Source organism: Streptomyces sp. NBC_01478, from assembly GCF_036227225.1.
Classification (GTDB): Bacteria; Actinomycetota; Actinomycetes; order Streptomycetales; family Streptomycetaceae; genus Streptomyces.
In genome coordinates this window covers 1610539-1635057 of record NZ_CP109444.1, presented here as the reverse complement: position 1 = coordinate 1635057, position 24519 = coordinate 1610539, and the positions used below count along the sequence as shown (strand labels likewise).

Here is a 24519-nt window from a genome sequence, read left to right as displayed (position 1 = left end):
GAGAGAACGATGACCGATCACGGAGCGGACCTGGTGATCCGGGCCGACGCGATCCACACCCTGGTGCCCGGCCAGGCACCGCAGCGGGCGCTGGCCGTGCGGGGCGACCGCATCGCGGCCCTCTCGCCGGACCCGGACGGACTCGACGCCTGGGTGGGCCCGCACACCACGGTCCACGACCTGCCCGGCGCCACGGTGCTGCCCGCGTTCGACGACACCCACACGCACCTCATTTACGCGGCGCTCGGCGCGTACGACGTGCCCGTCCACCAGGCCCATGACATCCCCGAGTTCCTCGACCTGATCCGGCAGCGGGCCAAGGCGACCCCCGAGGGCGAGTGGATCCGCACCACCACCAACTGGCAGGAACTCAACCTCGCCGAGCGCCGGATGCCCACCGCGGCCGAACTCGACACCGCCACCGACCGACACCCCGTCCTGGTCAAGCGCGGTGGCCACAACGACATCGTCAACAGCTACGCGCTGCGCCTGGCGGGCATCACCGAGGACACCCCCGTCCCGCCGGGCGGTGTCATCGGCCGCGACGCCGACGGCAGGCTCGACGGGCGGCTGATCGACAACGCCATGGGGTTGGTGGAGCGCCTCGTGCCGGGACCGGACCGGACGCAGCGGATCGACGGGCTGCGGCTCGCGACCGCCCAGTACGCCGCCACCGGCATCGGCACGGTGCGCGACTGCGCGGTCAGCCCCGAGGACTACGCCGTCCTCCTGGTCGCCCGCGAGGCCGGAGCGCTAGGCATCCGGGTCCGCGCCCTGGTCTCGGCGCTCGGCATGACCGGCGCGGCCCAGGTGGAGGAGCTGCTCGACGCCATGGAGGACTGGCGTGCCGGCTCCGACCCGGCGCTGCGGGTGTGGGGCGTGAAGTTCGGGCTCGACGGCGGCCTCGAAGCCGGCGCGACCGAGGAGCCGTACGCCTGTGACCACGCCTTCTCCGGGACGCTGACCTGGGAGCCCGACGCGCTGGTCGAGGCCGTCGAGGCCGTGGTCCGGCGCGGCTGGCGGGTCGGCACCCACGCCTACGGCGACCGCGCGGTCCGCACCCTCCTGGACGCCTACGAGCGTGTCCTCACCCGCAATCCGGGCCTGCCGGCCGGCACGCTGGTGATGGAGCACGGCGGCCTGGCGGGACCCGAACAGCGGGCCCGCGCCGTCGAGTTGGGCATCCCCGTCACCATCCAGCAGCCGCTGCTGCACGACACCGCCGAGGTCGAGGAGGGCTTCTGGGGCCCGGAGCGCGTCGCCCGGCTCTTCCCCGCCCGCGGCTGGATCGACCTGGGCGCCGAGGTCAGCGCCGGATCGGACTTCCCCGTGGGCCAGTTCGGCGCGATGCGCTCCGTCTGGGGCATGACCACCCGCCAGACCGTCATCGGCGTCAAGGGCCCCGAACACGCCATCACCTACGACGAGGCCGTCACCCTGCACACGGTCAACGCGGCCCGCCTGTGCGGCGATCAGGATCTGCGCGGCACCCTCACCCCGGGCCGCCTCGCCGATCTCACCGTCTGGGACCAGGACCCCGCCCGCTGCCCGAGCGAGGCCCTGCGCGACCTGAACCCGGTCCACACGATCGTCGGCGGCCGGTTCGTCGGGCGGTGACGCTCCGTCAGTCGGTCGGCGCCGTACGGATCGCCGCTATGTCGAACTGGAGCCGCACCTTCTCGCTCACCATCGCACCGCCCTCGGCCAGCCGGGAGTTGTAGGTCAGACCCCAGTCGGAGCGGTCGATGGTGGTGGTGCCGTCGAAGCCCGCGCGCTCGTAGCCGAACGGGTCGGTGACATGGCCGATATAGGTGAGTTCCAGGACGACGGGACGGGAGACGTCCTTGATGGTGAGGTCACCGAGCATGCGATAGACATCGTTGCCGGCCATTTGCACGGCGGTGCTGGCGAACCGCATCCGGGGGAACGTGGCGGAGTCCAGGAAGTCACGGCCGACCAAGTGCGCGTCGCGTTGTTCCACGCCGGTGTCGACGCTGCCGGTGGACACCACGATCTCCGCCCGCGAACGGGCGGGGTTGCCGCCGTCGAAGTAGAGCCGGCTTTTGTATTCGGCGAAAGACCCGCGCACGGTCGTCACCATCGCGTGCCGGACGGAGAAGCCGATCCGGCTGTGCGCGGGGTCGATCATCCACTCTCCGGTCAGCGCCGCCAGGTCGGGATCGGGCAGGCCGGAGGAGGTGAAGGCCGGTGGGGCGGCCGGGCGTTGCGGGGCGGTGGCGGGGGGTGCCGAGCGGCGGAGGGGCGCAGCACGGTTGAACAGGTTCATGTATCACGTAGTTACTGCACGCCTGATATCGCCGCAAGCCTTCATGGCGAATCGACAGCAGCGCGAATCGGCACTGACACGCTTAAATGCTGCTACCTCGCCGACCGTTGGCACATTTCCCACACATATTCGTCACCCAAAAACAGTGAGCGCCATTTCAGCGCACCGGGAACCCGAACGAATAACCCTGCTGCTTCAGCCACGGCAGGATCTCGCGCAGCGCGGCCACGGTCTCGGAGCGGTCGCCGCCGGCGTCGTGGAACAGGATGGTCGGCCCGTTGGGCACTTCGGTCTTGACGGTGGCGATGATGGCGTCCGTGCCCGGGAGTTCGAAGTCCTTGGAGTCGACGTTCCAGCCCAGCGGGCGCATCCCCTGCGAAGCGGCGAGATGCCGGCTGTACGGCGTGAAGGCGCCGCCCGGCGCCCGGTAGTACTCGGGGCGGACACCACCGGACGCCTTGGTGATCATGCTCGCGGCGTCCAGGATCTCCTTCGACTGATAGGCCTCGGACTTCTTGTCCATCGTGGTGTCGTGCGAGACCGTGTGGTCGCACAGCCGGTGCCCGGCCGCCACGACCGCCTTGACCAGGTCGGGGTGGGCCTCGGCCTGCGTGCCCACCATGCAGAAGGTGGCCTTTACGCCGTTCTCCCGCAGGACTTGGAGCACCTCCGGCGTCCAGGTCGGGTCCGGCCCGTCGTCGATGGTGATGTTGACGCCGTGGGCGCCCTTGTCGGAGGCGTGCACGATCTCCTCCGAGACGGTCGCCACCCGGGCCGGGGCCGAACTCGCAGCGCCGGGACGGGCGTCGGCTCCGTTCCGCTGCGCGTCGACGACCCCGGCCTGCGCGGTCCACACGGAGGTGGCCGCCGCCACCGCCGTCACCCCGACCGCCGCCGCGAGTACCCGGCCGTACCATCCCCGCCCGCCATGCCGTGCCATGTCAGCCCTGTTCCCTGTCCTGTTGCCCTGTTCCGTGCATTCGTCAGGACGGGATAAACGAGCGGAAGGATCCCTCTGTTACGGACCACGGACAATTCCGCGTGAGTTCCGGGACAGACGGCGATCTTGCTCAGCGCAGGGCGAGGCGGCCGCGGAAGTCCTCCGGGACCGGGGCGAAGCGCAGAGCCATCGTGAGACTCTCGGGACGGTCGACGGTCAGGCGGTAGCGGGTGCACAACAGGTGGCACAGGGCCATCAGTTGGACCGTCCCGATGTTGGCGCCGACGCACTTCTTGGGCGCCCAGCCGAACGGCACGTAACACGAGCGGTCCGCCGGCCCGTGCGGGGCACCCGGCAGGAAGCGGTCCGGGTCGAAGACGTCCGGCTGCTTCCAGACCCGCTCGTCACGGTGGATCAGATGCGGGCTCAGCAGATACCAATCGCCGGGCTCCAGCCGGGCCTTGCCGAAGTCGAAGGGGAACTTGGTACGCCGCACCAGCAGCAACGGCGGGCTCCACAGCCGCAGCACCTCCTTCACGAACCGGTGCGTGACCGGCGCCGCGTGCGTCGGAGCCGTACGGAACGCCACCGGATCCACGGCGCTCAGCTCCTCGGTGAGCCGCTCCTGCCACTCGGGATGCCGGACGAACTCGTACAGCAGACTCGCGGCGGCGGTGCCCGGCGGCCCGCCGATCGCGGTGAGGACGGTGGTCACCACGTCCAGCGCGCGGTCCATGCCGAGGCGGGGCAACAGGTCGACGAAGGGATCGGCGAGGTCCAGCTCGCGCCCCCGCCTGCCGTCCGCGCGCTGCCGCAGCACCCTGCGCACGACGAGCCCGGACCGCAGTTGTACGGCGATGAACTTCAGATGGTGCCAAACCCCCGCCGGCTCGGGCGAGACGAGCCGCAGCAGCTTCAACTCCAGGTCCCGGCGCACCACTTCGGCCTCACTCGACGTGAGGCCCGAGAGCGCCACCGGCAGCATGGACCGCAGCGCCACGTCCTGGGTGAGCATGACCAGGTCCACGCCCTCGCCGAGCCGCTCGTCGATGATCCGCTGCATGCGATCGACCAGGCTGCCGTGGTGCTCCGGCGTGGACAGCGTGTGCAACTGGGTGAGCCAGGCGGAACGGATCTCGCTCCACCGCACCTCGGGACTGCGCCGTCGCCGCAGCATGTCGATCAGCCGGTCGTGCAGGACGAACCGATGCCAGTTCTCGGCACTGACCCGGCGCGCGGCCTCCGGTTCGAACACACCGAGCCGGGTGTCGTCGACCCAGAAGATCCCGTCCTCGGCGGCGCTGCGCGTACGGATGGAGTGCAGGAAGTCCTCGGGGTGCTGCGGTGTGGTCATGATGAGCGTCCCCTCGTGGGGCGCGGGGAGCCGGCCGCTCGGTGGCTCCCCGCGCCGGGCCGGTCAGATGTGGTGGTACAGGTACCAGAACTGCCCGTACGAGCCTCGGATGTTGAGGACGGACTTCGCCTTGAGATACAGGGAGTGCATGCGCGTTCACCTCCTTCCGGGACAGCCGGGGCGGGCGCTCAGCACCGCGGTGAAACGCGGTGGAGCGAGCGCCGGGCCCACCTGAGGACCGGCGCCGTCATGGGGGGTGACCGACAACCGCCGGTCACGGGTGATGAGTTCGACGAGATCTTCGAGCAGCCGCATGGTGACGGTCGCCCCGGCGCAGGTGTGCGGCCCGTGCCCGAACGGCAGATACGCCGAGTCCGGCGCGCCCTCCGCCCAGCGCTCCGGCACGAACTCGTCCGGCCGCTCCCAGTACCCGGGATGCCGGTGCACCAGATAGGTGCAGACGGCGAGTTGGTCGCGCGGGGTCACCGCGGTCCCGCCCAGGTCCTGCGCACGGCTTGGTGTCCGGGCGAACAGCCACGCCACCGGCCACAGCCGCAACGCCTCCCGCACCACCCAACTCGGCTTCGCGGCAAGGGAGTCGGGGTGCGTGCCGAGCAGATACACCGACCAGCCGAGCGCGAAGCCGACCGAGCCGACGGTGGCGAACAGGAAGGAGAGATAGACCTCGGCGAGATCCTTCGGATCGGCCCCGGGCTCGCTCTCGCCCACCACCACGTCGAGCAGGTCGCGCGGTTCGCGCGGTCCCGTCAACTCACGCTGCCGGGTGCGCACTTCTGCGTGCAGCACGCTCAGCGCACGGCGCCGGAAGAGCAGCCGGGAGGCCGGCGAGTGGCGGCGCCGCGCGCCCGCCAGGACCGCTCGGCGCACGATCCGCTCGACGGTGGTGTGCAGTTGGGGTGGCGCGTCCCGGTGCAGCAGCAGGTCCCGCAGATGCCGGAGGACGAGCAGGTTCCCGGCGTCCGGCCAGACGGCGCCGGGGGTGAGGAGTTCGGCGACGAGACCCGGCAACTCCGCCCTTCGCGCGTCCAGATGACGACGCATCAGGGCGCGGGCCGCGCGCCCGATCCGGATCTGCGCCGCACGCGGCCCGAAGTCCCCGTGCCGGGTCCGGTAGAAGTCGGACATGTCGACGACGGTCCCGTCCCGGTTGCCGAGCACCGCCCGGGCCGACTCCGGCCCGGCCACACACACGGTGCCCGCGGCCGAGCGCCACACGTCGTGGACGCCGTCGAACTCCGCGCTCAGCAGAGCCAACGGGTCGCGGACGCGGGGGAGGACCCCGCGGGGAGTGCGGGCGGCTTCGCCGTACCCCTGACGCGTCCCGGACGACTCCATGGCGGCCCCCTTCGACAGTGCGGAAGCGCGGCACCCGTGTGCGGTACGCCTGACGCCCCGACCGATGGGCACAGCCTGCTGACCGGCCGGTGCCCTGTCGCGTGCTGTGCCGATGAGCGGAACGTCCGCCGCGCCCCCTTGACGCCCGCCGGCACCCGACCTAGCTTCTACTAAACACGTCTAGACAGGTAGGTCGACGATGGCGGACTCACAGACTTCCCGGTCCCGGCAGCTCCAGGTCGAGACACACGGCCTCGACGTGATCGCCGACGCCGAGCGCAAAGGCACCCCGCGCACCCTGTTCTGGCCCTGGTTCGGCGCCAACGTCTCGATCCTGGGCCTGAGTTACGGCGCGTTCGCGCTCGGCTTCGGGATCTCCTTCTGGCAGGCGCTCGTCGCCGGTGTGATCGGGATCGTCTTCTCCTTCCTGCTCTGCGGCTTCATCGCGGTCGCGGGCAAGCGCGGCTCCGCGCCGACGATGGTGCTCAGCCGCGCCGCCTACGGCGTGCGCGGCAACCGGCTGCCGTCGGTGATCTCCTGGGTCCTCACCGTCGGCTGGGAGACCGTCCTCACCGCCCTCGCGACCATGGCCACCGCGACCGTGTTCGACAGACTCAGTTGGGGCGGCGGCACGGAGACCAAGGTGGTCGCACTGATCATCGTCGGCGCGCTCATCGTCGTCGGCGGAGTCATGGGCTTCGACCTGATCATGCGGCTCCAGACGGTCATCACCGTGGTCACCGCCGTGCTCACCGTCGTCTACATCGCCCTCGTCGCCGACCACATCCACTGGAACACGGTCAGCGCCCTGCCGGCGGGCTCCGCCCAGGAGTTCATCGGCGCGCTGGTCTTCATGATGACCGGCTTCGGCCTCGGCTGGGTCAACGCCGCCGCCGACTACTCCCGTTATCTGCCCCGGAGTTCGTCCAGCAGAGGCGTGATCGGCTGGACCACCTTCGGCGCCTCCGTCGCCCCGCTGCTCCTGCTGGTCTTCGGCCTGCTGCTGGCCGGCTCCTCCAGCGCGCTCAACAAGGCGATCGCCGCCGACCCGATCGGCGCGCTCACGACGATCCTGCCCACCTGGTTCCTGGTCCCCTTCGCCGTGGTCGCCGTCCTCGGCCTGGTCGGCGGCGCGGTCCTCGACATCTACTCCTCCGGCCTCGCCCTCCTCTCGGCCGGCCTCCGGGTACCGCGCTATCTCGCCGCGCTCGTCGACGGCGTCCTGATGATCGCCGGCTCGATCTACATCGTGTTCTTCGCCGACAACTTCCTCGGCCAGTTCATGGGCTTCCTCACCACCCTCGGCGTCCCCATCGCCGCATGGTGCGGCATCATGCTCGCCGACCTCGCCCTGCGCCGCCGCGACTACGACGAGGCCGACCTCTTCCGACCGACCGGCCGCTACGGCGACGTAGCACTCACACCCCTCCTCCTCACCCTCGCCGCCACCGCGATCGGCTGGGGCCTGGTCACCAACACGGCCGCGAGCTGGCTGACTTGGCAGGGCTATCTGCTCGACCCGCTCGGCCTCGGCGGCAAGTCCGGCGCCTGGGCCTACGCCAACCTCGGCGTCCTGGCCGCACTCGCCCTCGGCTTCCTCGGCACCCTCGCCCTGGGCCGCGCCCGGGTCCAGCGCCAGGAGCGGCAGGCCGCGAGCCCGGAGGCGGTGCCCGCCGTATGACCACCGCACCCGGTCACCTCGCCGTCATCGACATGCAGCGCGTCTTCGCCGAACCCGACAGCCCCTGGGCCACCCCCCGCTTCGCCGACGCGGCGGCAGGCGTACGACGCCTGCTGCCGGCCTTCGCCGAACGGGTCACCTTCACCCGCTTCCTGGCCCCCGCGAAGCCCGAGGGCGCCTGGCGCGCCTACTACGACCAGTGGCCCTTCGCCCTCCAGCCACCGGACGCCCCGCTCTGGCAGTTGACCGATGAATTCGCCGCCCGGGCACGGCACTTGGTGGACGCGCCCACCTTCGGCAAGTGGACCCCGGAACTCGCCGAACGTGTCGCCCCCACCGGCCGGCTCGTCCTCGCCGGCGTCAGCACCGACTGCTGCGTGCTGTCCACGGCCCTCGCCGCCGCCGACGCCGGAGCGGAGGTCCTGGTCGTCGCCGATGCCTGCGCCGGCGTGGACGACGACTCCCACGTCAAGGCGCTGCACGTCATGGACCTCTACCGGCCGCTGATCCGGGTGGTCACCATCGCCGAGGCGGTCGGGGAGACCTCATGACCGGCGTCCGGCTCAAACACCAGCGGATCACCGAGGTCCTCGCCAAGGAGATCCGCGGCGGCCACCGCCCCGCCGGCGAGCAACTGCCCGGCGAACACGCCCTGGCCCAACGCTTCGGCGTCAGCCGTACGACCGTCCGCGCGGCCCTCGCCGAACTCAGCGAGGCCGGCCTGATCGCCACCCGCACCGGCAAGGGCTCCTACGTCCTCTTCGACGGCCGCCCCCTCGACGACCGCCTCGGCTGGGCCCACGCGCTGGCCACCCAGGGCATCGACACCCGGGTCCGCACCCTCACGGTGGACGCCAGGCGGGACGAACAACTCGCACGTCAACTCACCCTGAACACCTGCGAGTTCGTGTGCGTGGAGCGGATACGGGAACTCGCGGCGGACGCGGTCGTCGTGTCGTACGAACGCAGCTTCCTGCCGCCCGTGCCCGGCGTGCGCGACCTGGCCGCGCGCGGCCTCGGGGAGGAGTCGCTGACCGAGGTGATGCTGCGGGCCGGACTGCGGCCCGACCACGGTGAGCAGCGGGTGAGCGGGCGCCGGATCGACGGACGGGAGGCGGAGCTGCTGCGCCGCGAGGCGGGTGACTGGTTCCTCGACACACGGCGGACCAGCCGCGCGGCCGACGGTTCCTTCGTCGAACATGTCGTGAGCCTCCTCGACCCCGACCACTTCCAACTGACCCTCGAATTCGGCTGACCCACGCCCCGGAAGCCGACCCCTGCCCCGGAAAGTGCCCATGACCCTCCAGAGCCGCGCCACCGGAGCCCTCCACGGGCTCGCCCTCGGCGACGCCCTCGGCATGCCCACCCAGATGCTGTCCCGCCCCCGGATCACGGCACGCTACGGCGCGTTCCTGACCGGCTTCGAACCGGCCGCCCCGGATCATCCGCTCGCCGCCGGGATGCCGGCCGGAGCGGTCACCGACGACACCGAACAGGCCCTGCTCCTCGCCCAGTTGCTGCTCGACGGCAAGGGCCGTATCGACCCGGCGGAACTCGCCCGGCGCCTGGTCGCCTGGGAGGACGACATGCGGGCCCGCGGCTCGCTCGACCTCCTCGGACCGTCCACCAAGCGGGCGGTGGAACTGGTCCTCGCGGGCACCCCGGTCGACGAGGTGGGGCGGTACGGCACCACCAACGGCGCCGCGATGCGGATCGCGCCCGTGGGCATCGCGGTGTCGGCCGCCGACCCGGCGGCTCTGGTGGACCGGGTGGTGGAGGCCAGCAGCCTGACCCACAACACCGGGGTCGCGCTCGCCGGTGCCGCGGCGGTGGCGGCCGCCGTGAGCGCGGGACTTGACGGAGCGTCGGTTTCCGAGGCCGTCGAAGTGGCCGTGTCGGCGGCCCGGTTGGCGGCGGGACGGGGCCACTGGGTGGCCGCCGCCGACGTCGCCGAGCGGATCGTCTGGGCGACCGGGCTGGCGCGCGGCCTCACCGAGGCCCAACTCTGCGAGCGCGTCTACGCGTTGGTCGGCACCAGCCTCGCCACGCAGGAGTCCGTGCCCGCCGCCTTCGCCGTCCTCGCCGCCTGCCCCGACGACCCCTGGCGGGCCGCGCTGCTCGCCGCCTCCGTCGGCGGCGACTGCGACACCATCGCCGCGATCGCGGGGGCCATCGGCGGCGCCTGCCACGGAGTGGACGCCTTCCCGGCCGACGCGCGCGAGACGCTTGTACGCGTCAACCCGGCGCTCGACCTGGACGCCACGGCGGCAGCCTTGCTCCGTCTGCGGGGACAGTCGTGAGCGGCAGGCTGTGGCGCCTCGGCAACGTCATCGTCGAGTTGGATGCCACGGGGGCAGCCCTGCGACCTGCGGGTGCGGGCATGAGCGGGCGGCTCTGGTATCTCGGCACTGTCGTGGTCGACCTGGATGCCACGGTCACGGCCACGCTCGTCCTGCGGGAGCGGTCGTGAGCGGGCGGCTCTGGCACCTCGGCAACGTCGTCGTCGACCTGGTCCTGGAGATCCCCGCCCTCCCCGAGCGCGGCGGCGACGTCCTCGCCACCCGCACCGAACGCACCCCGGGCGGCGGCTTCAACGTCATGGCCGCCGCCGCCCGCCAGGGACTCCCCGTGACCTACGCCGGAGCGCACGGCACCGGTCCCTTCGGTGACCGGGCCCGCGCCGCGCTGCGCGCCGAGGGCATCGACGTCCTGCTCGCACCGCGCCCGGCACCGGACACCGGCTTCGTGGTCTGCCTGGTCGACACGGACGGCGAGCGCACCTTCGTCACCAGCCCCGGCGCGGAGGCCACCCTCACCCCGGCCGACCTGGCCGACCTCCGGCCCGGCGCGGGCGACTTGGCGTACCTCACCGGATACGGCCTGCTCCACGACGGCAACCGGGCGGCCCTGCTCGACCTCCTGGCCCGACTGGACCCGGGCGTCACGGTGGTCACCGACCCCGGGCCGTTGGCGGACGAAATCCCCCGCGACGCACTGGAGTCGCTGCTCGCCCGCTCGGACTGGTGGAGCTGCAACGCCCGTGAGGCCACGCTGCTCACGGGCGTCGATGATCCGGCCGAAGCCGCCCGCGCCCTCCAGTCCCAACTGGGGCGCGGCTCGGTGCTCGTCCGTACCGGCCCCGACGGTTGTCTCCTGCGCCAGGGCGAACGCCTCGTCACCGTCCCGGGGTTCGCCGTGGACGCCGTCGACCTCAACGGCGCGGGCGACGCGCACACCGGCGTGTTCATGGCCGCCCTGGCCCAGGGCCTCGACCCGGTGGCCGCCGCCCGCCGGGCCAACGCGGGCGCCGCCCTGGCCGTCACCGCACCGGGCCCGGCGACCGCACCGGACGCGGCACGACTGGACGCGTTCCTGAACTAGCCTTCCCTCGCCGTCAGTTGCCGTCCCGGCGGGAGACCTCGACGTTCTCCAGGATGCCGATCGCGTCCGGCACCAGGACCGCCGCCGAGAAGTAGGTGCTCACCAGGTACGAGATGATCGCCTGTTCGTTGATGCCCATGAACCGTACGTTGAGGCCCGGTTCGAGCTCGTCCGGGATGCCGGTCTGGTAAAGGCCGATCACGCCCTGGTCGTCCTCGCCGGTGCGCATCGCGATGATCGACGACGTACGGGACGCGCTGACCGGGATCTTGCCGCACGGCAGCAGCGGCACCCCGCGCCAGGCGGGCAGATGGTGGCCGCCGACGTCGATGCCGCTGAAGTAGACGCCCCGCTTGTTGCACTCGCGGCCGAACGCGGCGATCGTCCGCGGATGGGCGAACAGGAAGCGGGTGTCGCGCCGCATGCTCAGCAGCTCGTCGAGGTCGTCGGGGGTCGGCGGCCCGGAGTGGGTGGAGATCCGCTGGTCGTAGTCGGCGTTGTGCAGCAGCCCGAACTCCCGGTTGTTGACCAGCTCGTTCTCCTGCCGCTCACGCAAGGCCTCGACGGTGAGCCGGAGTTGGTGCTGGGTCTGGTTCATCGGCTGGTTGTAGAGGTCGGTGACGCGGCTGTGCACCTTCAACACGGTCTGGGCGACGCTGAGTTCGTACTCGCGCGGAGCGAGGTCGTAGTCCACGAACGTGGCCGGCAGATCGGGCTCGCCCACATGGCCGGCGCTCAGGGCGATCGCCGCCTCGCCGAAGGTGTTGAGCGGACCGCGGTCGTCCGCGCCGAGCGCCTCGACGTGCGCGCTCAGCGCCGGATGCCGTTCCGCGACGGCCTGGTACGCCGAGTGCGGCAGCGTCAGTACCGTGGTGGCCGTCGCCGCGCGGGCCGTGAACTCCCAGGTGCCGTCCGGGTCGCCGAGCACCTGGCCGCCGAAGGTGTCGCCGTCGGCCAGCAGACCGGCGACCGCCTCGTCGCCGTAGGGACCCTCCCCGAGCTGCTCCACCTTGCCGTGCGCGATCAGGAACACCTGGTCGGCGGGGCGGCCCGCCTCCACGATCAACTGACCCGGCGCGAACTCCCGTTGCTCGAACCGCTCGGCCAGCGCGCCGAGCGCGTCGGTGTCCGCGAAGCCGCGCAACAGCGGTAGTTCGCTCAACTCGGCCGGGACGACCCGCACTTGGGCGCCGGTCTGGACGAACGTGACCCGTCCGTCGCCCCGGGTGTAGGACAGCCGGCGGTTGACGCGGTAGGTGCCGCCGGGCACGTTCACCCAGGGCAGCATGCGGGTCAGCCACCGTGAACTGATGCCCTGCATCTGCGGTTCGGACTTGGTCGTGGTCGCCAGAGTGCGTGCCGCGGCGGTACCGAGGCTCTGCTGTTCCCGCTCCTCGGCGCCCGCCTCGGGCGCGGTACCGGTGTCGACCGACATGGTGCCTTCTCTCCTGTCGCACGGTTGACGGAGTGTCTGCTCCCGTCACATTCCGTGCGTACAGCTACCCGTCATCGGTCACCACGAGTGATGGACGATGACGGCGGTCGAGGCACATGCCGCTCGCACGTGCCCCCCCGCACCACCCCCGGTTGACCCGACTTCACCCGTTCGGGGGGTCCGGTCGAGCCCCGCTCACAGGGTCTTGCCGGGGTTGAGGATGCCCCGCGGATCGAACGCCTCCTTCAGCCGCCGCTGCAACGCGTGGGCGGTGGGCCCGAGTTCGTCCGCCACCCACTGCCGCTTCAGCACTCCCACACCGTGCTCGCCGGTGAGCGTCCCGCCCAGCCGCAGCGCGAGCGCGAAGATCTCGCCGGCCGCCTCCCAGGCCGCGTCCGGCAGCCGGTCCAGGGCGGGATCGACCACGATGATCGGATGGAGGTTGCCGTCCGCCGCGTGCGCGAGGGTGTAGACCGGCACGTCGTGACGGGCGGAGATGAGGCGGATCTCGCGGACCGCCTCCGCGAGCCGCGAGCGGGGCACCGCGATGTCCTCGATCAGCGGCCGGCCCAACTCCTCCAGCGCGGGCAGGGCGAGCCGGCGGGCCGCCAGCAGCGATTCCGCCTCGACCGGGTCCGTCGTGGTCTCCACGGAGGAGGCCGTCGGCGCCAGCACCCGCGCGACCTGCTCCGCCTCGATGCCCGCCCCCGCCCCGTCGCACTGCACCAGCAGCAGCGCCGCCCCGCGCTCGCCCAGCGCCGGATCTACGGCCCGCAGCACCGGCCCGTCGAGCAGCTCCGCGAGCGCCGGTACGACCCCGGCCCGCCCGATCGCGTACGACGCCTCGGCCGCCGCCTCGAACGAGTCGAAGTAGGCTGCGACCGTGGCCGTCGCCACCGGCACCGGGCGCAGCCGCAGGGTCGCCGAGGTGATGACGGCGAGGGTGCCCTCGGAGCCGGTCAGCAGCGCGGTGAGGTCGTAACCGGTGACCCCTTTGACGGTACGGCGGCCGGTCGTGACCACCGTCCCGTCGGCGAGCACGGCCTCCAGGCCGAGCACGCTGTCCCGCGTCACCCCGTACTTCGCGCACCGCAGCCCGCCCGCGTTGGTCGCGATGTTCCCACCGATCGTCGAGATCGCCGCACTCGCCGGATCGGGCGCGTACCGCAGCCCGTGCTCGCCCGCCGCCCGGTCCAACTCGGCGGTGATCACGCCCGGTTCGACCACCGCGAGCTGGTCGTCGACCGACAGCTCCAGGACCCGGTTCATCCCGGAGAGGTCGAGGACGAGCACGCCCTCGCCGGCCGACGCCCCGCCCGACAGACCGGTGCCCGCACCGCGCGGCACCACCGGCACGCCCAGCGCGTTCGCGTGCCGGAGCGTGACGGTCACGTCCTCGGTGCGCCGTGCGTGCACCACGGCGAGCGGGACACCGTCCGGGCGGGTGCCCGAACGGTCCGTGGCGTGCGCGGCCAACGTCCGTGGTTCCGTGGCCAGTTGATCGGGCGGCAGATCCCGGGCGAGCAGACCGAGGAGCCGGGCGGCGGCGGTGGGAGCGGTCGGGGGAGCTGTGGTCACCGGATGCGTACCTTCACTGTGCGTGCCTTCACGGATTCAACGCCTTCGTGCCGATCGCGAGCAGCGAGATGTCCTCCTGGGGTGCGTGCACCGGCGCGCACTGGATGTCCCGGAAGTGCCGCTCCAACGGATTGCCCCGCGCGAGCCCGGGATTGCCGAGCAGCCGTACCGCGAGCTCCACCGCGCGGACGCCGTGCCGGTCGGCCAGCACCCGTGCCCCGAGGGCCTGTTCGGGGGTGTACGCGGAGTCGCCTGAGTCCACCCGGGCGGCGCCGTCGAACACCAACTGCTCGGCGGCGGAGAGCAGCACCTCGATCTCTCCGGCGGTCCTGCGGAACCGTTCCGTACGGGCCACCGGATGGCCGAGGTTGGCGGGCACGCGCTCGTGGGCGAACGTGTGGAAGAACGACTGCGCCGCCCGTGCCACCCCCAAGTAGAGGGCGGCGAGCGGGAGATGGAGCGCGGCGCCCGCCCGGTTGTCCTGCTCGGCCGACGCACCGTGCGGGCCGATGCCGATGACGTGCTCGTAGGGGATCTCCACGTCCCGGAACGTCACGTCGTGACTGCCGCTGGCCCGCAGCCCCAACTGGTCCCAGCGGCCGGTGATCTCGATACCCGGGGAGCCGCCCGGCACCAGGAAGGTGCCGACGCGCGGCTCCGGTTCGTCGGTGGTGGCCCACACCAGGAACCAGTCCAGGCCCTCCGCGCCGGTCACGAAGCGTTTGGTGCCGTTCAGCGACCAGCCGTCCGGAGTGCGCCGGGCGAGCGTCGACGGGAGGCCGCCGCGCGCGGGGGAGCCCAACTCCGGCTCCACCCGCGCGTGGTTGACGAGCACCGGCCGTTCGAAGGACTCCTTGACCACACGCGCGTACAACTCGCCCGGCCAGTGCGGCTGTACGGCCTGCCGGGCGTGCGTGTTGAGGGTCATCGCCGCGATCAGGGCGACGGACGGGTCGCCCTGCCCGATCCGGTGGAGGATGCGCGCGCTCTCCTCGACCCGGGCGCCCCGGCCGCCGTACCGCTCCCCGATGGTCGCGGTGAGCAGCCCGGCCTCGTGGGCGATCCGCAGGGAGTCGGCGGGGAAGGCGCCCGACTCGTCGTAGCCGGTGGCCAGTTCGGCGATGCGGGCGGTCACAGGGCCTTCTTCAGGTCGGAGTTGAGTGCGGTGGTCCAGAACGACTTCACGTCCAGGTGCTTCTTGAGCGCGCCGAGTTCGGTGAAGGCGTCGGCCACCTTCTGCTGGGAGGCGATCGTGTCGTCGCCGACCGTCCTGGCCTGCGTCGGGCGCTGCTTCTGCGCGGCGAGCAGATCCGACTTCGCCTGCGCGAGCGGCTGGTGGGTGGCCTCGGCGGTGACCTTCGCGAAGCCGTCCTCGTGGCCGTCGCGGACGTAGGCGTACGCCTTGGTGATCCGGGCGATCAGATCGGCCGCGGCGGCCTTCTGGGCGGGGCTCCTCAGGACGCTGTCACGCGCGGACCAGAGGAAGTTGCCGGAGAGGATGTCCGCGCCGGAGCCGACCGTGCGGGCGCCCTGCTGGTGGGCGGTGATGACCGACGTGCCGTAGGAGGCGAAGGCGTCGATGGAGCCGCCGTTCAGGGCCGCGAGGCCGTCGTTGGGCAGCAGTGGCTTGGCGTCGATGTCCGACCACGTGAGGCCCGCCTGCTTCAGCAGCTCGTAGAGGAAGTAGTGGGCGGTGGTGTTCTGGACGTAGCCGACCTTCTTGCCCCTCAGGCCGGCGATGTCGGTCACCTTGGAGCCCTTGGGGACGATGACCTCCTGGTTGAGGGTGGTGCCGCGCTGGACGGCGACGACCTTGAAGTTCGGTCTGCCGTCGGCGGCCGAGAAGATGGGCGGGATCTCGCTGGAGGAGGCCAGGTCCAGCGCTCCGGCGCGCATGGCCTGGAGTTGCAGGTCGCCGCCCTGGAAGAGGTTCCACTTCACCTTGTACGGGGTGTCGTCGAGATGGGCGTACTCGAGGACGGCCTCGCCGACCTTCCAGCCGGTGTCGCCGACCCGCAGGGTCACGGAGGAGACGTCGGACGAGGACTCGGCCTTCGCGCTGCCTCCGCAGGCGGCGGCGAAGGGGAGCAGCAGGGCGAGGGCGGCGGCGGACGCGCGCAGGGAATGGCGGAACAACACGGAGTCTCCATAGGGGAGTTCGCAATCAGGAAGGAGAGGTGGTTCAGGCGGCCTGTGCGGTGCTCGCCCGGTGGGCGAGTTCCTGGCGGACCAGCGGCAGCACGTGCCGGGCGTAGTCGATCGCGTCGTTGAGCGGGTCGTAGCCGCGGATCGACAGCAGGTCGCAGCCGATGTCGACGTAGTCGAGCAGCGCCTGCGCGACCGTCTCGGGCGTGCCCACAAGGGCAGTTGACGCACCCGCCGCGTTGGTGGCGACGGCGGGGGCGGTCCACAGGCAGCGGTCCTGGACCTCGCCGCGCTCGGCGATGTCGAGCAGGCGCTGCGAGCCGACGTTCGCCGGGCGGCCGGTGGTGCGGTAATGGCGCAGCGACTCGGCCTCCTTCGCCTGGTCCTTGAGGACGCCGAGGGTGCGGTGCGCCTTCTCCCAGGCGAGTTCCTCGGTGGGCGCGATGATCGGCCGAAACGACACCCAGATACGGGGATGGGGGCGCCCGGCGGCGTCCGCGACCGCGTTGACGGCGGCGATCTGCTCGGCCGTCTCCTTCAGCGGCTCGCCCCACAGGCCGAAGATGTCGCCCTGCTGGCCGCCCACCCGGTACGCGTCCTGGGAGGAGCCGCCGACCGAGATCGGGACCAGCCCGTTCACCGGCTTCACGTCCGAGTAGTAGCCCTCGAACCTGAAGTGCCTGCCCTCGTGCGAGACGGGCCCCTCGGCCTGCCACACCTTCCGCAGGATCTGGATGTACTCGTCCGAACGCTCGTACCGCTCCGCCTTGTTGAGGTAGTCGCCCTCCCGGCGCTGCTCCTCGTCGCTGCCGCCGGAGATGATGTGCAGCGTCAGCCGGCCGTTGCTGATCCGGTCCAGCGTGGCCAGGGCGCGGGCCGCGTGCGTCGGGAAGATCACGCCCGGCCGGTGCGCCAGGATCGGGCGGATCCGCTCGGTGTGGGTCGCGACGAACTGGGCGACCTGGAAGGCGTCGGGCGAGGCCGAGTGGTAGGCGACCAGGGTGTGGTCGAAGCCGCCGTCGTCGAGGGTGCGGGCGTACTTGCGGAGGTGGTCGATGTCGAAGCCGATCCGGCTCGCGGCGGCGGGACCCGGGGCCCCGGCGTCGGTGTGGACGGCGCTGATGAACTCGACAGGCATGAGCGAACTCCTAAGAAGCAAAGGTCACTTGAGCAGGGAGGTGTCGGTGGTCTTGGCCACGTCCACGTTCGGGTCGAGGACCCCGATGCTGTTCATGAGGTCGGCCACCTGCTGCACGGTCGTGTCGACGTCCGAGGTGACCGGCAGCACCTGGCTGTAGGCGGCGGAGGCGAGCGTCTTCGCCACCGAGGCGTCGGCGCCGTTGCGCTGCTCGATGGCCTTCGCGTACGCGTCCTGGTGGGTGCTGGTCCACTTCAGTGCCGTGCTCAGGCGCTGGAGGAAGTCGGAAAGGGCCGTCTTCTTCGCCGAGTCGGCGAGGGCCTTCTCGGAGGCGTTGATGAAGCCGATGCCGCTGACCCGGCCGTCCCCGCCGTCGACGAGGAGCCGGCCGCCCTGCTCCAGGCCGACGGCCTGGTAGACGCCGAACGTCGCCCAGATCTTGACCTTCCCGGAGGCGAACGCGGCCTGCGCGTCGGTCGGCAGCAGGTACTGCACCTTGACGTCCTTGTAGCTGAGCCCGTTCTGCTTGAGGACGTTGGCCAGCAGATACTCCGAGACGCTGCCCTTCGCCGAGGACACCACGACCTTCTGGCCCTTGAGGTCCTTCACGCTGTCGATGCCGGAGTCCTTGCGGACGACGATCCCGACGTGCGTGCCGTCGTTCTTCAGGGCGGCGACGTTCTTGATCTTGACCCCGCCGCTGAGCGCCTGGAGCGCGGGCAGGTCGGCGGAGAACCCGGTGTCGGCGGCGTCCGCCTGCACGGCCTGGTAGAGCGGGGCCGCGCCCTGGAACTCGGCCCATTTCACCTTGTACTTGGCGCCCTTGAGCGCGTCCGAGGCGGCGATGATCGTCTGGAGCGTCTTGGCCTGGTCGCCGATGGTGAGGGTGACCTGCTTGCCGGAGGCGGTGTCCGCCGAGGAGTCGGCGCCGCAGGCGCTCAACGCCAGCAGGGAGGTCAGGCTCAGGGTGGCGGCGGCGATTCTGCGGATCACGAGGGGGTTCCTTCCAGGGTGCGGGTCACGCCGAGCCAGTTCAGGAGGCGGGCGCGCAGGGTCACGAACTCGGGGGCGGTCAGATCACGGGGACGGGGCAGGTCGACGGTCAACTCGTGGGCGATACGGCCCTCGTCCATCACCAGCACCCGGTCGGCGAGCAGCAGCGCCTCCTCCACGTCATGGGTGACCAGGAGGATCGCGCACCCGTGCAGCCGCCACAGCTCGGCGACGAGCGCCTGCACCTTGCCCCGGGTCAGCGCGTCCAGGGCGCCGAACGGCTCGTCCAGCAACAGGAGTTCGGGCTCACGGACCAGAGCGCGGGCGAGCGAGACGCGCTGCGCCTGACCGCCGGACAGCGTCTTGGGCCAGACGGTCGCGCGCTCCGCGATGCCGACCTCGTCGAGCGCCTTGAGGGCGAGATCCCGGTCCGGGCGACCCGGCAGCCCGAGCACGACATTGCGCCACACCTTCAACCAGGGCAGCAGCCTGGGCGACTGGAAGGCCGCGCTGCGCCGCGCGGGCACGGTCACCTCGCCGCCGATCTCGTCGTCGAGTCCGGCGAGAATCCGCAGCAGTGTCGACTTGCCGCAGCCGCTGTGCCCGAGCAGGGCCACGAACTCGCCCTCACGGATGTCCAGATCGAGCGCGTGCAGCACGGTGTTGCCGTCGAAGGCCCGCGAAAGCCCGCGTATCTCAACGGAGTTGGCCATCTCTACGCCTCACCCTCGAAGTTGGCCCGCCAGGTCAGCAGCCGGCGCGACAGGATCCGTACGGCGAAGTCGCAGGCCAGCCCGAGCAGCGCGTACACGACGAGGCACAGCACGATGACGTCCGTACGGAAGTACTGCTGGGCGTTGCTCATCAGATAGCCGAGCCCCGCGTCCGCGTTGACCTGCTCGGCGAAGACCAGCGCCAGCCACGCGGTGGACAGCGCGTACCGCAGGCCCACGAGTGCCCCGGGCAGCGCGCTCGGCAGGATCACGTACTTGATCAGACCGAACCGGCCGAGCCCCATCATCCGTGCGGCCTCGACGAGTTGGGCGTCGGTGGAGCGGATGCCGCCGTAGATGTTGAAGTACAGCGGATACGTCACCCCGAGCGCGACCAGCGCGATCTTCGGGGTCTCCTCAATGCCGAACCAGACGATGAACAGCGGGATCAGACCCACCCAGGGGATCGCCCGGAACATGCCCATCGAGGAGTCGATGACGTCCTCGCCGAGCCGGAACAGCCCGGCCACCAGCGACAGCGTCAGTGCGACCGTCGCGCCGATCAGGAAGCCGATGGCGGCACGGCGGCCCGACGCGGCGATGGCGCTGGGCAGTTCACCGTTCTTCGTCAGGTCCACCGCCTGCCGGATGACGTCGACGGGGGAGGCCAGCACGGACTCGGGGAGCACCCCGGTGGCGGACGTCAGGAACCAGAGCAGGACGAGCCCGACGGGTCCGGCGGCACGCCGTACGGAACGGGGGACGGTGAAGCGGCGGGCGGTCTTCGTCCGGCCGCGAATGGTGACGCGCGCGGCCGGCTGAGGGGTGTCCGCGGGCGCCAACTGCGCGGGCAGCACGGCCGAGTTCAGGGGTTTCGTCGTCATGGCCGGTCTCCCGTCGCGGCCGGCCGCGCGGGATCGGCGGACCAGGCGGACCAGGAACCGGGGAAGAGCGTCGCCTCGAACCCGGCGATCTCCAGCGCCGCGATCTGATGCGCGGCGGTGACCCCGGACCCGCAGTACACGCCGATGCGTGAAGCGGCACCGGCACCCCGCTCCTCGAACCGCTTGCGCAGCAGCTCGGGCGACAGGAAGGTCCCGTCCGCCGCCAGGTTCTCCCCGGTCGGCGCGGACACGGCCCCCGGAATGTGGCCGGCACGCGGGTCCACCGGCTCGACCTCGCCCCGGTAGCGCTCACCGGCACGCGCGTCCAACAGCACCCCGGACACGGCGAGTTCGGCGGCCCCGTCGGCATCGGTGATCGGCAGTGCGCCCGCGCTGAGCACGATGTCACCCGGGGCCGGATCGGCGGGAATCCCGGACTCCAGCGGCAGCCCCGCCGCGCGCCAGGCGCCCAACGCCCCGTCCAGCAGGGTCACTTCGGTGACTCCCGCATAGCGCAGCAGCCACCAGGCGCGGGCGGCCGCCGTGTTGCCCAGGTCGTCGTGGACGACGACGGATCGTCCGCTCCCGATGCCCCAACGGCGGGCGGACTCCTGCAGTTGGGCGAGGTCGGGGAGCGGATGCCGGCCGCCCTCGGGGCTCGCCGGTGCGGCCAGCTCGGTGTCCAGGTCGACGTAGACCGCGCCCGGGATGTGGCTGTCCGCGTAGTGGTCGCGGCCGTGGGGATCGCCGAGGGCCCAGCGGACGTCGAGCAGCACGGGCGGCCGCTCGGACCCGAGGAGCTCGGTCAGCTCGGCGACGGTGGTCGTCACACGGGGGCTCATGTCAACTCCTCGGCTATCGCGGGAAGTTCGGAGGAGAGGCGGAGCCGTTCGAGGAAGAGGACGACCGTGGCGGCGACGGTGCGGTGCAGGGCGTCGTTGAGGACGTCGTGCCGGCCGTCCACGAAGGTCACGGTGTGCACGTTCGGGTGACCGGCGTAGACGCTCAGCGCCCGGTCGAGCGGGCTGATCGTGTCGGCCTGGCCGTGCAGGGCCAGGACCGGGACGCGCACCAGGTCCGGATTCGGTTCGGGCAGCTCGGGTGCGCTGTCGATGGCGCCCCGGCGGAACTCGGAGTCGTTGGTGAGGCGCCCCTGATGGGTCGGGCAGGCGGTGCGCGCCGCGGCCTCCTCCTCCCAACTGCCCGCAGTCCAGGCCCCGGTGGGCAGCCCGGCGAGGATCAGCGCGTCGACGCCCGCGGTCTGCTCGGCGGCGAGCTGAAGGGCGTAGCGCGCGCCGGTGTCCGAGCCGACCAGCACCTTCGGGCCGGGCAGCGACTCGTCGGCGAGCAGTTTGGCGGCCTGCTCCAGTACGGCGGGGTCGGCGGTCGGGTCACCGAGGGCGCGGACGCGGTAGGCGTCGAAGCCGAGCCGGCGGCCGAACCGCTCGTAGACACCGCCGTGTTCGCCCCGCCCGGCCAGCACGATCAACGTGCCGCGCGCGGCGAGGCCTTCGGGTTCGTCCCAGGACGAGACGGAGGAAGAGGGCATGGGGTGACAGCTCCCAACGAGGGGCAAGGGGAGGGGAATCGAACGAAGGGGGAGAAAGAGTGCAGGCCGGAGCCGCCGTCACGTGTCAGTGCGCAGGGCGGACGTGATCAGCGAGAACTCGGGAAGGGTGCCGGAGAGCGGCGATCGGTCAACGACAACGCGCGCTGCACGCCACGCCGAAGTCGATGACTCGGCGCTGCGTCAGAAAGGCAGCGAAAGCGGTCGTGTGCAGCATGCGCCCATCATGACCGGCCACGACCGATCACGTCCAACGATGATTCCGCATCGAAATCGATCAGTTATCGCGATCGGTGCGGGAAACGGCTACCGTCACCGGCATGCCCCAACCTGTCCTCGACATCGTGGCCCTGCGCAGCCTGACCACGATCGCCGACTGCGGCGGCTTCCACCGGGCGGCCCGGGCCCTCGCCCTGAGCCAGTCCGCGGTCAGCCAGCATGTGCGCAGACTGGAGAAGACACTGGGCCTGCCGATCGTCGAGCGGGAGGGGCGGGGCACCCGGTTCACCCCCGAAGGACGGCTCCTCCTCGAACAGGCCCGGCGCATCCTCGCCGTGCACGACGAGGCCGTACGCACCCTGCTGGACGTGGAGGGCGACACCGTCACCATCGGCTCCACCGAACACGCGGCCGACCAGTTTCTGCCACGGCTGACCGCGGCCGTCCAGGAGGTGCGGCCCGGCTGCCGGGTCCGCTTCCGCATCGACCGCTCGGCCCGGCTCGTCGAGGCCGTGGAACGCGGCAGCGTGGACGTCGCGGTGTACGTCACCGAGGCCGCCGCCACCGAGGGCACACCGGTCGGCGGCCTCCCGCTCACCTGGCACGCCACGCCCGGCTGGCAGCCCCCGGCGGCGCCCGCGCCGGTCCCGCTCGTCGCCATCGAGGACCCGTGCGCGATCCGCCGCCGCGCCATCTCCACCCTGGCCGCGCACGGCGTACCCGCCGCGGTCGTCGGCGACGCCGGCTATCTCGCCGGCGTCCTCGACATCGCCCGCACCGGACAGGGCGTCGCCCTGCTCGCCGCGGTCGGCACGGCTCCGGACGGGCTGACCCCCTACGACGGCCTGCCCTCCGTCACCCCGATCCCGATGAGCGCGCTCGCCCGCCCGGGCGCCGACCCGGCGACGGTCGACGCGGCCTTCGCGGCCGTACGGGATCTGCTGCGCTGAGGCAAGCGCGGCGGTGGCCGTCAGCCGTCCTGCCGGAGATCGGCCGGAACTGCCCCCTGCGGTGGGGTAGTCCGGCCTGTTTCGGAGGAAAGATCCCTCGGGGAGATTCGGTGAGTCCGGTCAGTCCGCGAGTCCGGTGAGTGTGCAAGGGGGCGCGATCGTCGTGAGGGTCGTCCTGCTCGGTACCGCCGCCGGTGGCGGTTTCCCGCAGTGGAACTGCGCCTGCGCGCTGTGCGCCGCCGCCCGTGACGGGAAACTGCCCTCGCGCACGCAGGAGTGCGTGGCCGTCACCGGCAACGCGCGCGACTGGTGGCTGCTCAACGCCTCGCCCGACATCCGCACCCAGCTCACCGCCGGCCCCGCGCTCTGGCCGGGCCCCGGCCCGCGCGAGACCCCCGTGCGCGGCGTGCTCCTCACCGACGCCGAGGCCGACCATGTGACGGGCCTGGCCGCGCTCCGCGGGGCGGCGGGCCTCAAGGTGTACGCCCCGCGGCCCGTCCTCGCCGCGCTCACCCCGGTCCGGGCCGTCCTCGACCGGCACGCTCCCTGGGAGTGGTCCGACAGCCTCGCCGAGGGCGGGTTCGTCCTGGCCGGGGGCCTTGTCGTCACGGCCCACCCGATGGCCGCGGAGGCTCCGGTGTATCTGCCGCCCCGCCCGTCGGACGACCGCTGGGTGACGGCGTACCGCGTCGAGGACCTGGCGAGTGGCGGGGTCCTTGTCTACGCGCCCTGTGTCACCGCCTGGACGGACACCTTCGACGACCTGCTGGCGGAGGCCGACTGTGCCGTGCTGGGCGGCACCGTTTTCACGGCGGACGAGACGAGCACCGACCGGTCGACCAGGGGACACCTCCCGGTCGCGGGTGCCCGCGGCAGCCTCACCGCACTCGCCCGCCACCCCGGCGTCCGCCGGATCTACACGCACCTCCACCACACGAACCCGCTGCTCGACCCCGGCTCGGCGGCGCGGGCGCGGGTGAACGGGGCCGGGGTCGACGTGCTCCTGGACGGGGCCGAGTTCGTGGTGGGTGGCTAGGCCGGTGCGTCGTCCAACATCCGTGCCAGTACGCCCCGTTGGAGCGGGAGCACCTCCGCGTGCAGGTCGCGGCCCTTGCGGGTGAGCGCGACCCACACCCCGCGTCGGTCCTCGACGCACATGGAGCGTTCGACGAGGCCGTCCTTCTCGAGCCGCCCGATGAGACGGGAGAGCGCGCTCTGGCTGAGATGGACCCGCCCGACCAGGTTCTGCACCCGGCACTGGTCGCCCTCCCCGGGCGCCTCGGCCGCGAGCATGTCGAGCACCTCGAAGTCGCTCGCGCCCAGGCCGTGCGGGTGCAGCACACGGTCGATCTCGCACATCGTGCGCGCGTGCACGGACAGGATGTCCCGCCACTGTTCCTCTAGCTGCCGGGCATCGGCCGACTTCACTGCCATACCCGCACGGTAACACCGATCCGGCCATTTATTGAGTGCGCAACTAGTGCACGTGCAAGTAGCCCGGGTGGAGTGGAACGGGCCGGGCCCGGTGTCAGGCGGCCGGATTCTGGGTGAGCCCGACGAAGTTCCCGTCCGCGTCCTTCACGAACGCGATGAGCTTGCCGCCGCCGACGTCCTGGACGTCCTGGACCAGCTCGGCCCCCGCCTCCACCATCGCCGCGAGCCGTGTCCGGATGTCGTCCACGGTCCAGTACGGCACCGGTCCGGTCATGCCCTTGGCGTGCCCGTTCGGGTCGAGACCGACGTCCTGCCCGGCGGCCTTGTAGCCGACGTAGTACGGCTCGTCCGCGTACGGCTCGACCCCCAGCAGGGCGCCGAACAGGGCCTTCGAGGCGTCGAGGTCCTTGACGGGGTAGATGATCGTGTTCAGTCCGTCGGTCATGACGAGCTCCTCCGTGAAG

The 24519-nt window shown here is 71.8% G+C and carries 25 protein-coding genes; 9 read left to right on the top strand and 16 right to left on the bottom strand.

Annotated elements, in window-relative coordinates:
• The first annotated feature begins 9 nt into the window (after positions 1-9).
• Positions 10-1617 carry an amidohydrolase gene (locus OG223_RS07425; protein WP_329244113.1) on the top strand — a complete coding sequence of 536 codons (1608 nt, stop codon included), beginning with the start codon at positions 10-12 and terminating at the stop codon, positions 1615-1617.
• 7 nt (positions 1618-1624) lie between these two features.
• Here OG223_RS07425 and OG223_RS07420 read toward each other — a convergent pair whose 3' ends face one another.
• The 4 genes from OG223_RS07420 to OG223_RS07405 form a co-directional block, all read right to left on the bottom strand.
• Entirely contained in the window at positions 1625-2287 is a 663-nt protein-coding gene (locus tag OG223_RS07420; protein WP_329244110.1) for a YceI family protein, read from the bottom strand.
• Between the two features lie 157 nt (positions 2288-2444).
• On the bottom strand, positions 2445-3227 hold the full coding sequence (locus OG223_RS07415) for a polysaccharide deacetylase family protein (RefSeq protein WP_329244107.1): 783 nt from the start codon (positions 3225-3227) through the stop codon (positions 2445-2447).
• Between the two features lie 130 nt (positions 3228-3357).
• Positions 3358-4581: a cytochrome P450 gene (locus tag OG223_RS07410; protein ID WP_329244105.1), complete on the bottom strand. Its 1224-nt coding sequence runs from the start codon at positions 4579-4581 to the stop codon at positions 3358-3360.
• Positions 4582-4737: 156 nt separating this feature from the next.
• On the bottom strand, positions 4738-5937 hold the full coding sequence (locus tag OG223_RS07405; protein ID WP_329244104.1) for a cytochrome P450: 1200 nt from the start codon (positions 5935-5937) through the stop codon (positions 4738-4740).
• A 199-nt stretch (positions 5938-6136) separates the two neighbouring features.
• Here OG223_RS07405 and OG223_RS07400 point away from each other — a divergent pair, with 199 nt between their 5' ends.
• Genes OG223_RS07400 through OG223_RS07375 form a run of 6 tightly spaced genes read left to right on the top strand, consistent with a single transcriptional unit; the run spans position 6137 to position 10999 of the window.
• The gene (locus OG223_RS07400; protein WP_329244101.1) at positions 6137-7618 is read left to right on the top strand and encodes a purine-cytosine permease family protein; all 1482 of its coding nucleotides are present in this window, start codon (positions 6137-6139) and stop codon (positions 7616-7618) included.
• Positions 7615-8169, top strand: a complete 555-nt coding sequence (locus OG223_RS07395; protein WP_329244098.1) for a cysteine hydrolase family protein — start codon at positions 7615-7617, stop codon at positions 8167-8169. The genes OG223_RS07400 and OG223_RS07395 overlap by 4 nt, the downstream gene beginning before the upstream one ends.
• Complete coding sequence (locus OG223_RS07390) at positions 8166-8873, top strand: GntR family transcriptional regulator (protein ID WP_329244095.1); 708 nt, start codon at positions 8166-8168, stop codon at positions 8871-8873. The genes OG223_RS07395 and OG223_RS07390 overlap by 4 nt, the downstream gene beginning before the upstream one ends.
• A 40-nt stretch (positions 8874-8913) precedes the next feature.
• Complete coding sequence (locus OG223_RS07385; protein ID WP_329244092.1) at positions 8914-9918, top strand: ADP-ribosylglycohydrolase family protein; 1005 nt, start codon at positions 8914-8916, stop codon at positions 9916-9918.
• The gene (locus OG223_RS07380) at positions 9915-10088 is read left to right on the top strand and encodes a hypothetical protein (RefSeq protein ID WP_329244090.1); all 174 of its coding nucleotides are present in this window, start codon (positions 9915-9917) and stop codon (positions 10086-10088) included. Before OG223_RS07385 ends, OG223_RS07380 begins: the two co-directional genes overlap by 4 nt.
• On the top strand, positions 10085-10999 hold the full coding sequence (locus OG223_RS07375; protein ID WP_329244087.1) for a PfkB family carbohydrate kinase: 915 nt from the start codon (positions 10085-10087) through the stop codon (positions 10997-10999). The genes OG223_RS07380 and OG223_RS07375 overlap by 4 nt, the downstream gene beginning before the upstream one ends.
• 13 nt (positions 11000-11012) lie before the next feature.
• Here OG223_RS07375 and OG223_RS07370 read toward each other — a convergent pair whose 3' ends face one another.
• The 10 genes from OG223_RS07370 to OG223_RS07325 all read right to left on the bottom strand — a co-directional run bounded on the left by OG223_RS07370 (position 11013) and on the right by OG223_RS07325 (position 21434).
• The gene (locus OG223_RS07370; RefSeq protein WP_329244082.1) at positions 11013-12434 is read right to left on the bottom strand and encodes a family 2B encapsulin nanocompartment shell protein; all 1422 of its coding nucleotides are present in this window, start codon (positions 12432-12434) and stop codon (positions 11013-11015) included.
• Between the two features lie 195 nt (positions 12435-12629).
• Positions 12630-14012: an FAD-binding oxidoreductase gene (locus OG223_RS07365; RefSeq protein WP_329244079.1), complete on the bottom strand. Its 1383-nt coding sequence runs from the start codon at positions 14010-14012 to the stop codon at positions 12630-12632.
• A 28-nt stretch (positions 14013-14040) separates the two neighbouring features.
• Entirely contained in the window at positions 14041-15147 is a 1107-nt protein-coding gene (locus OG223_RS07360; protein ID WP_329244077.1) for an acyl-CoA dehydrogenase family protein, read from the bottom strand.
• Positions 15144-16151: an ABC transporter substrate-binding protein gene (locus OG223_RS07355; RefSeq protein ID WP_329244075.1), complete on the bottom strand. Its 1008-nt coding sequence runs from the start codon at positions 16149-16151 to the stop codon at positions 15144-15146. Before OG223_RS07355 ends, OG223_RS07360 begins: the two co-directional genes overlap by 4 nt.
• Before the next feature lie 43 nt (positions 16152-16194).
• Complete coding sequence (locus tag OG223_RS07350) at positions 16195-17295, bottom strand: LLM class flavin-dependent oxidoreductase (protein WP_329244072.1); 1101 nt, start codon at positions 17293-17295, stop codon at positions 16195-16197.
• 24 nt (positions 17296-17319) lie between these two features.
• Positions 17320-18288, bottom strand: a complete 969-nt coding sequence (locus OG223_RS07345) for an ABC transporter substrate-binding protein (protein ID WP_329244070.1) — start codon at positions 18286-18288, stop codon at positions 17320-17322.
• A complete protein-coding gene (locus OG223_RS07340) occupies positions 18285-19001 on the bottom strand; it encodes an ABC transporter ATP-binding protein (protein ID WP_043666515.1) in 717 nt (238 codons plus the stop codon). Before OG223_RS07340 ends, OG223_RS07345 begins: the two co-directional genes overlap by 4 nt.
• Positions 19002-19003: 2 nt before the next feature.
• The gene (locus tag OG223_RS07335; protein WP_329244064.1) at positions 19004-19885 is read right to left on the bottom strand and encodes an ABC transporter permease; all 882 of its coding nucleotides are present in this window, start codon (positions 19883-19885) and stop codon (positions 19004-19006) included.
• On the bottom strand, positions 19882-20727 hold the full coding sequence (locus tag OG223_RS07330; RefSeq protein ID WP_329244061.1) for a sulfurtransferase: 846 nt from the start codon (positions 20725-20727) through the stop codon (positions 19882-19884). Before OG223_RS07330 ends, OG223_RS07335 begins: the two co-directional genes overlap by 4 nt.
• Positions 20724-21434 carry an alpha/beta hydrolase gene (locus OG223_RS07325; RefSeq protein WP_329244059.1) on the bottom strand — a complete coding sequence of 237 codons (711 nt, stop codon included), beginning with the start codon at positions 21432-21434 and terminating at the stop codon, positions 20724-20726. The genes OG223_RS07330 and OG223_RS07325 overlap by 4 nt, the downstream gene beginning before the upstream one ends.
• A 338-nt stretch (positions 21435-21772) precedes the next feature.
• Between OG223_RS07325 and OG223_RS07320 the strand changes: the two genes are divergently transcribed.
• Complete coding sequence (locus OG223_RS07320; RefSeq protein ID WP_329244056.1) at positions 21773-22621, top strand: LysR family transcriptional regulator; 849 nt, start codon at positions 21773-21775, stop codon at positions 22619-22621.
• Between the two features lie 163 nt (positions 22622-22784).
• Positions 22785-23657, top strand: a complete 873-nt coding sequence (gene pqqB, locus OG223_RS07315) for a pyrroloquinoline quinone biosynthesis protein PqqB (protein WP_329244053.1) — start codon at positions 22785-22787, stop codon at positions 23655-23657.
• On the opposite strand, the gene OG223_RS07310 is transcribed toward pqqB, so the two are convergent.
• Both OG223_RS07310 and OG223_RS07305 read right to left on the bottom strand, forming a co-directional pair.
• Complete coding sequence (locus OG223_RS07310) at positions 23654-24055, bottom strand: MarR family winged helix-turn-helix transcriptional regulator (RefSeq protein ID WP_329244050.1); 402 nt, start codon at positions 24053-24055, stop codon at positions 23654-23656. The genes pqqB and OG223_RS07310 overlap by 4 nt on opposite strands.
• Positions 24056-24149: 94 nt before the next feature.
• On the bottom strand, positions 24150-24500 hold the full coding sequence (locus tag OG223_RS07305) for a VOC family protein (RefSeq protein ID WP_329244047.1): 351 nt from the start codon (positions 24498-24500) through the stop codon (positions 24150-24152).
• Between the last annotated feature and the right edge of the window lie 19 nt (positions 24501-24519).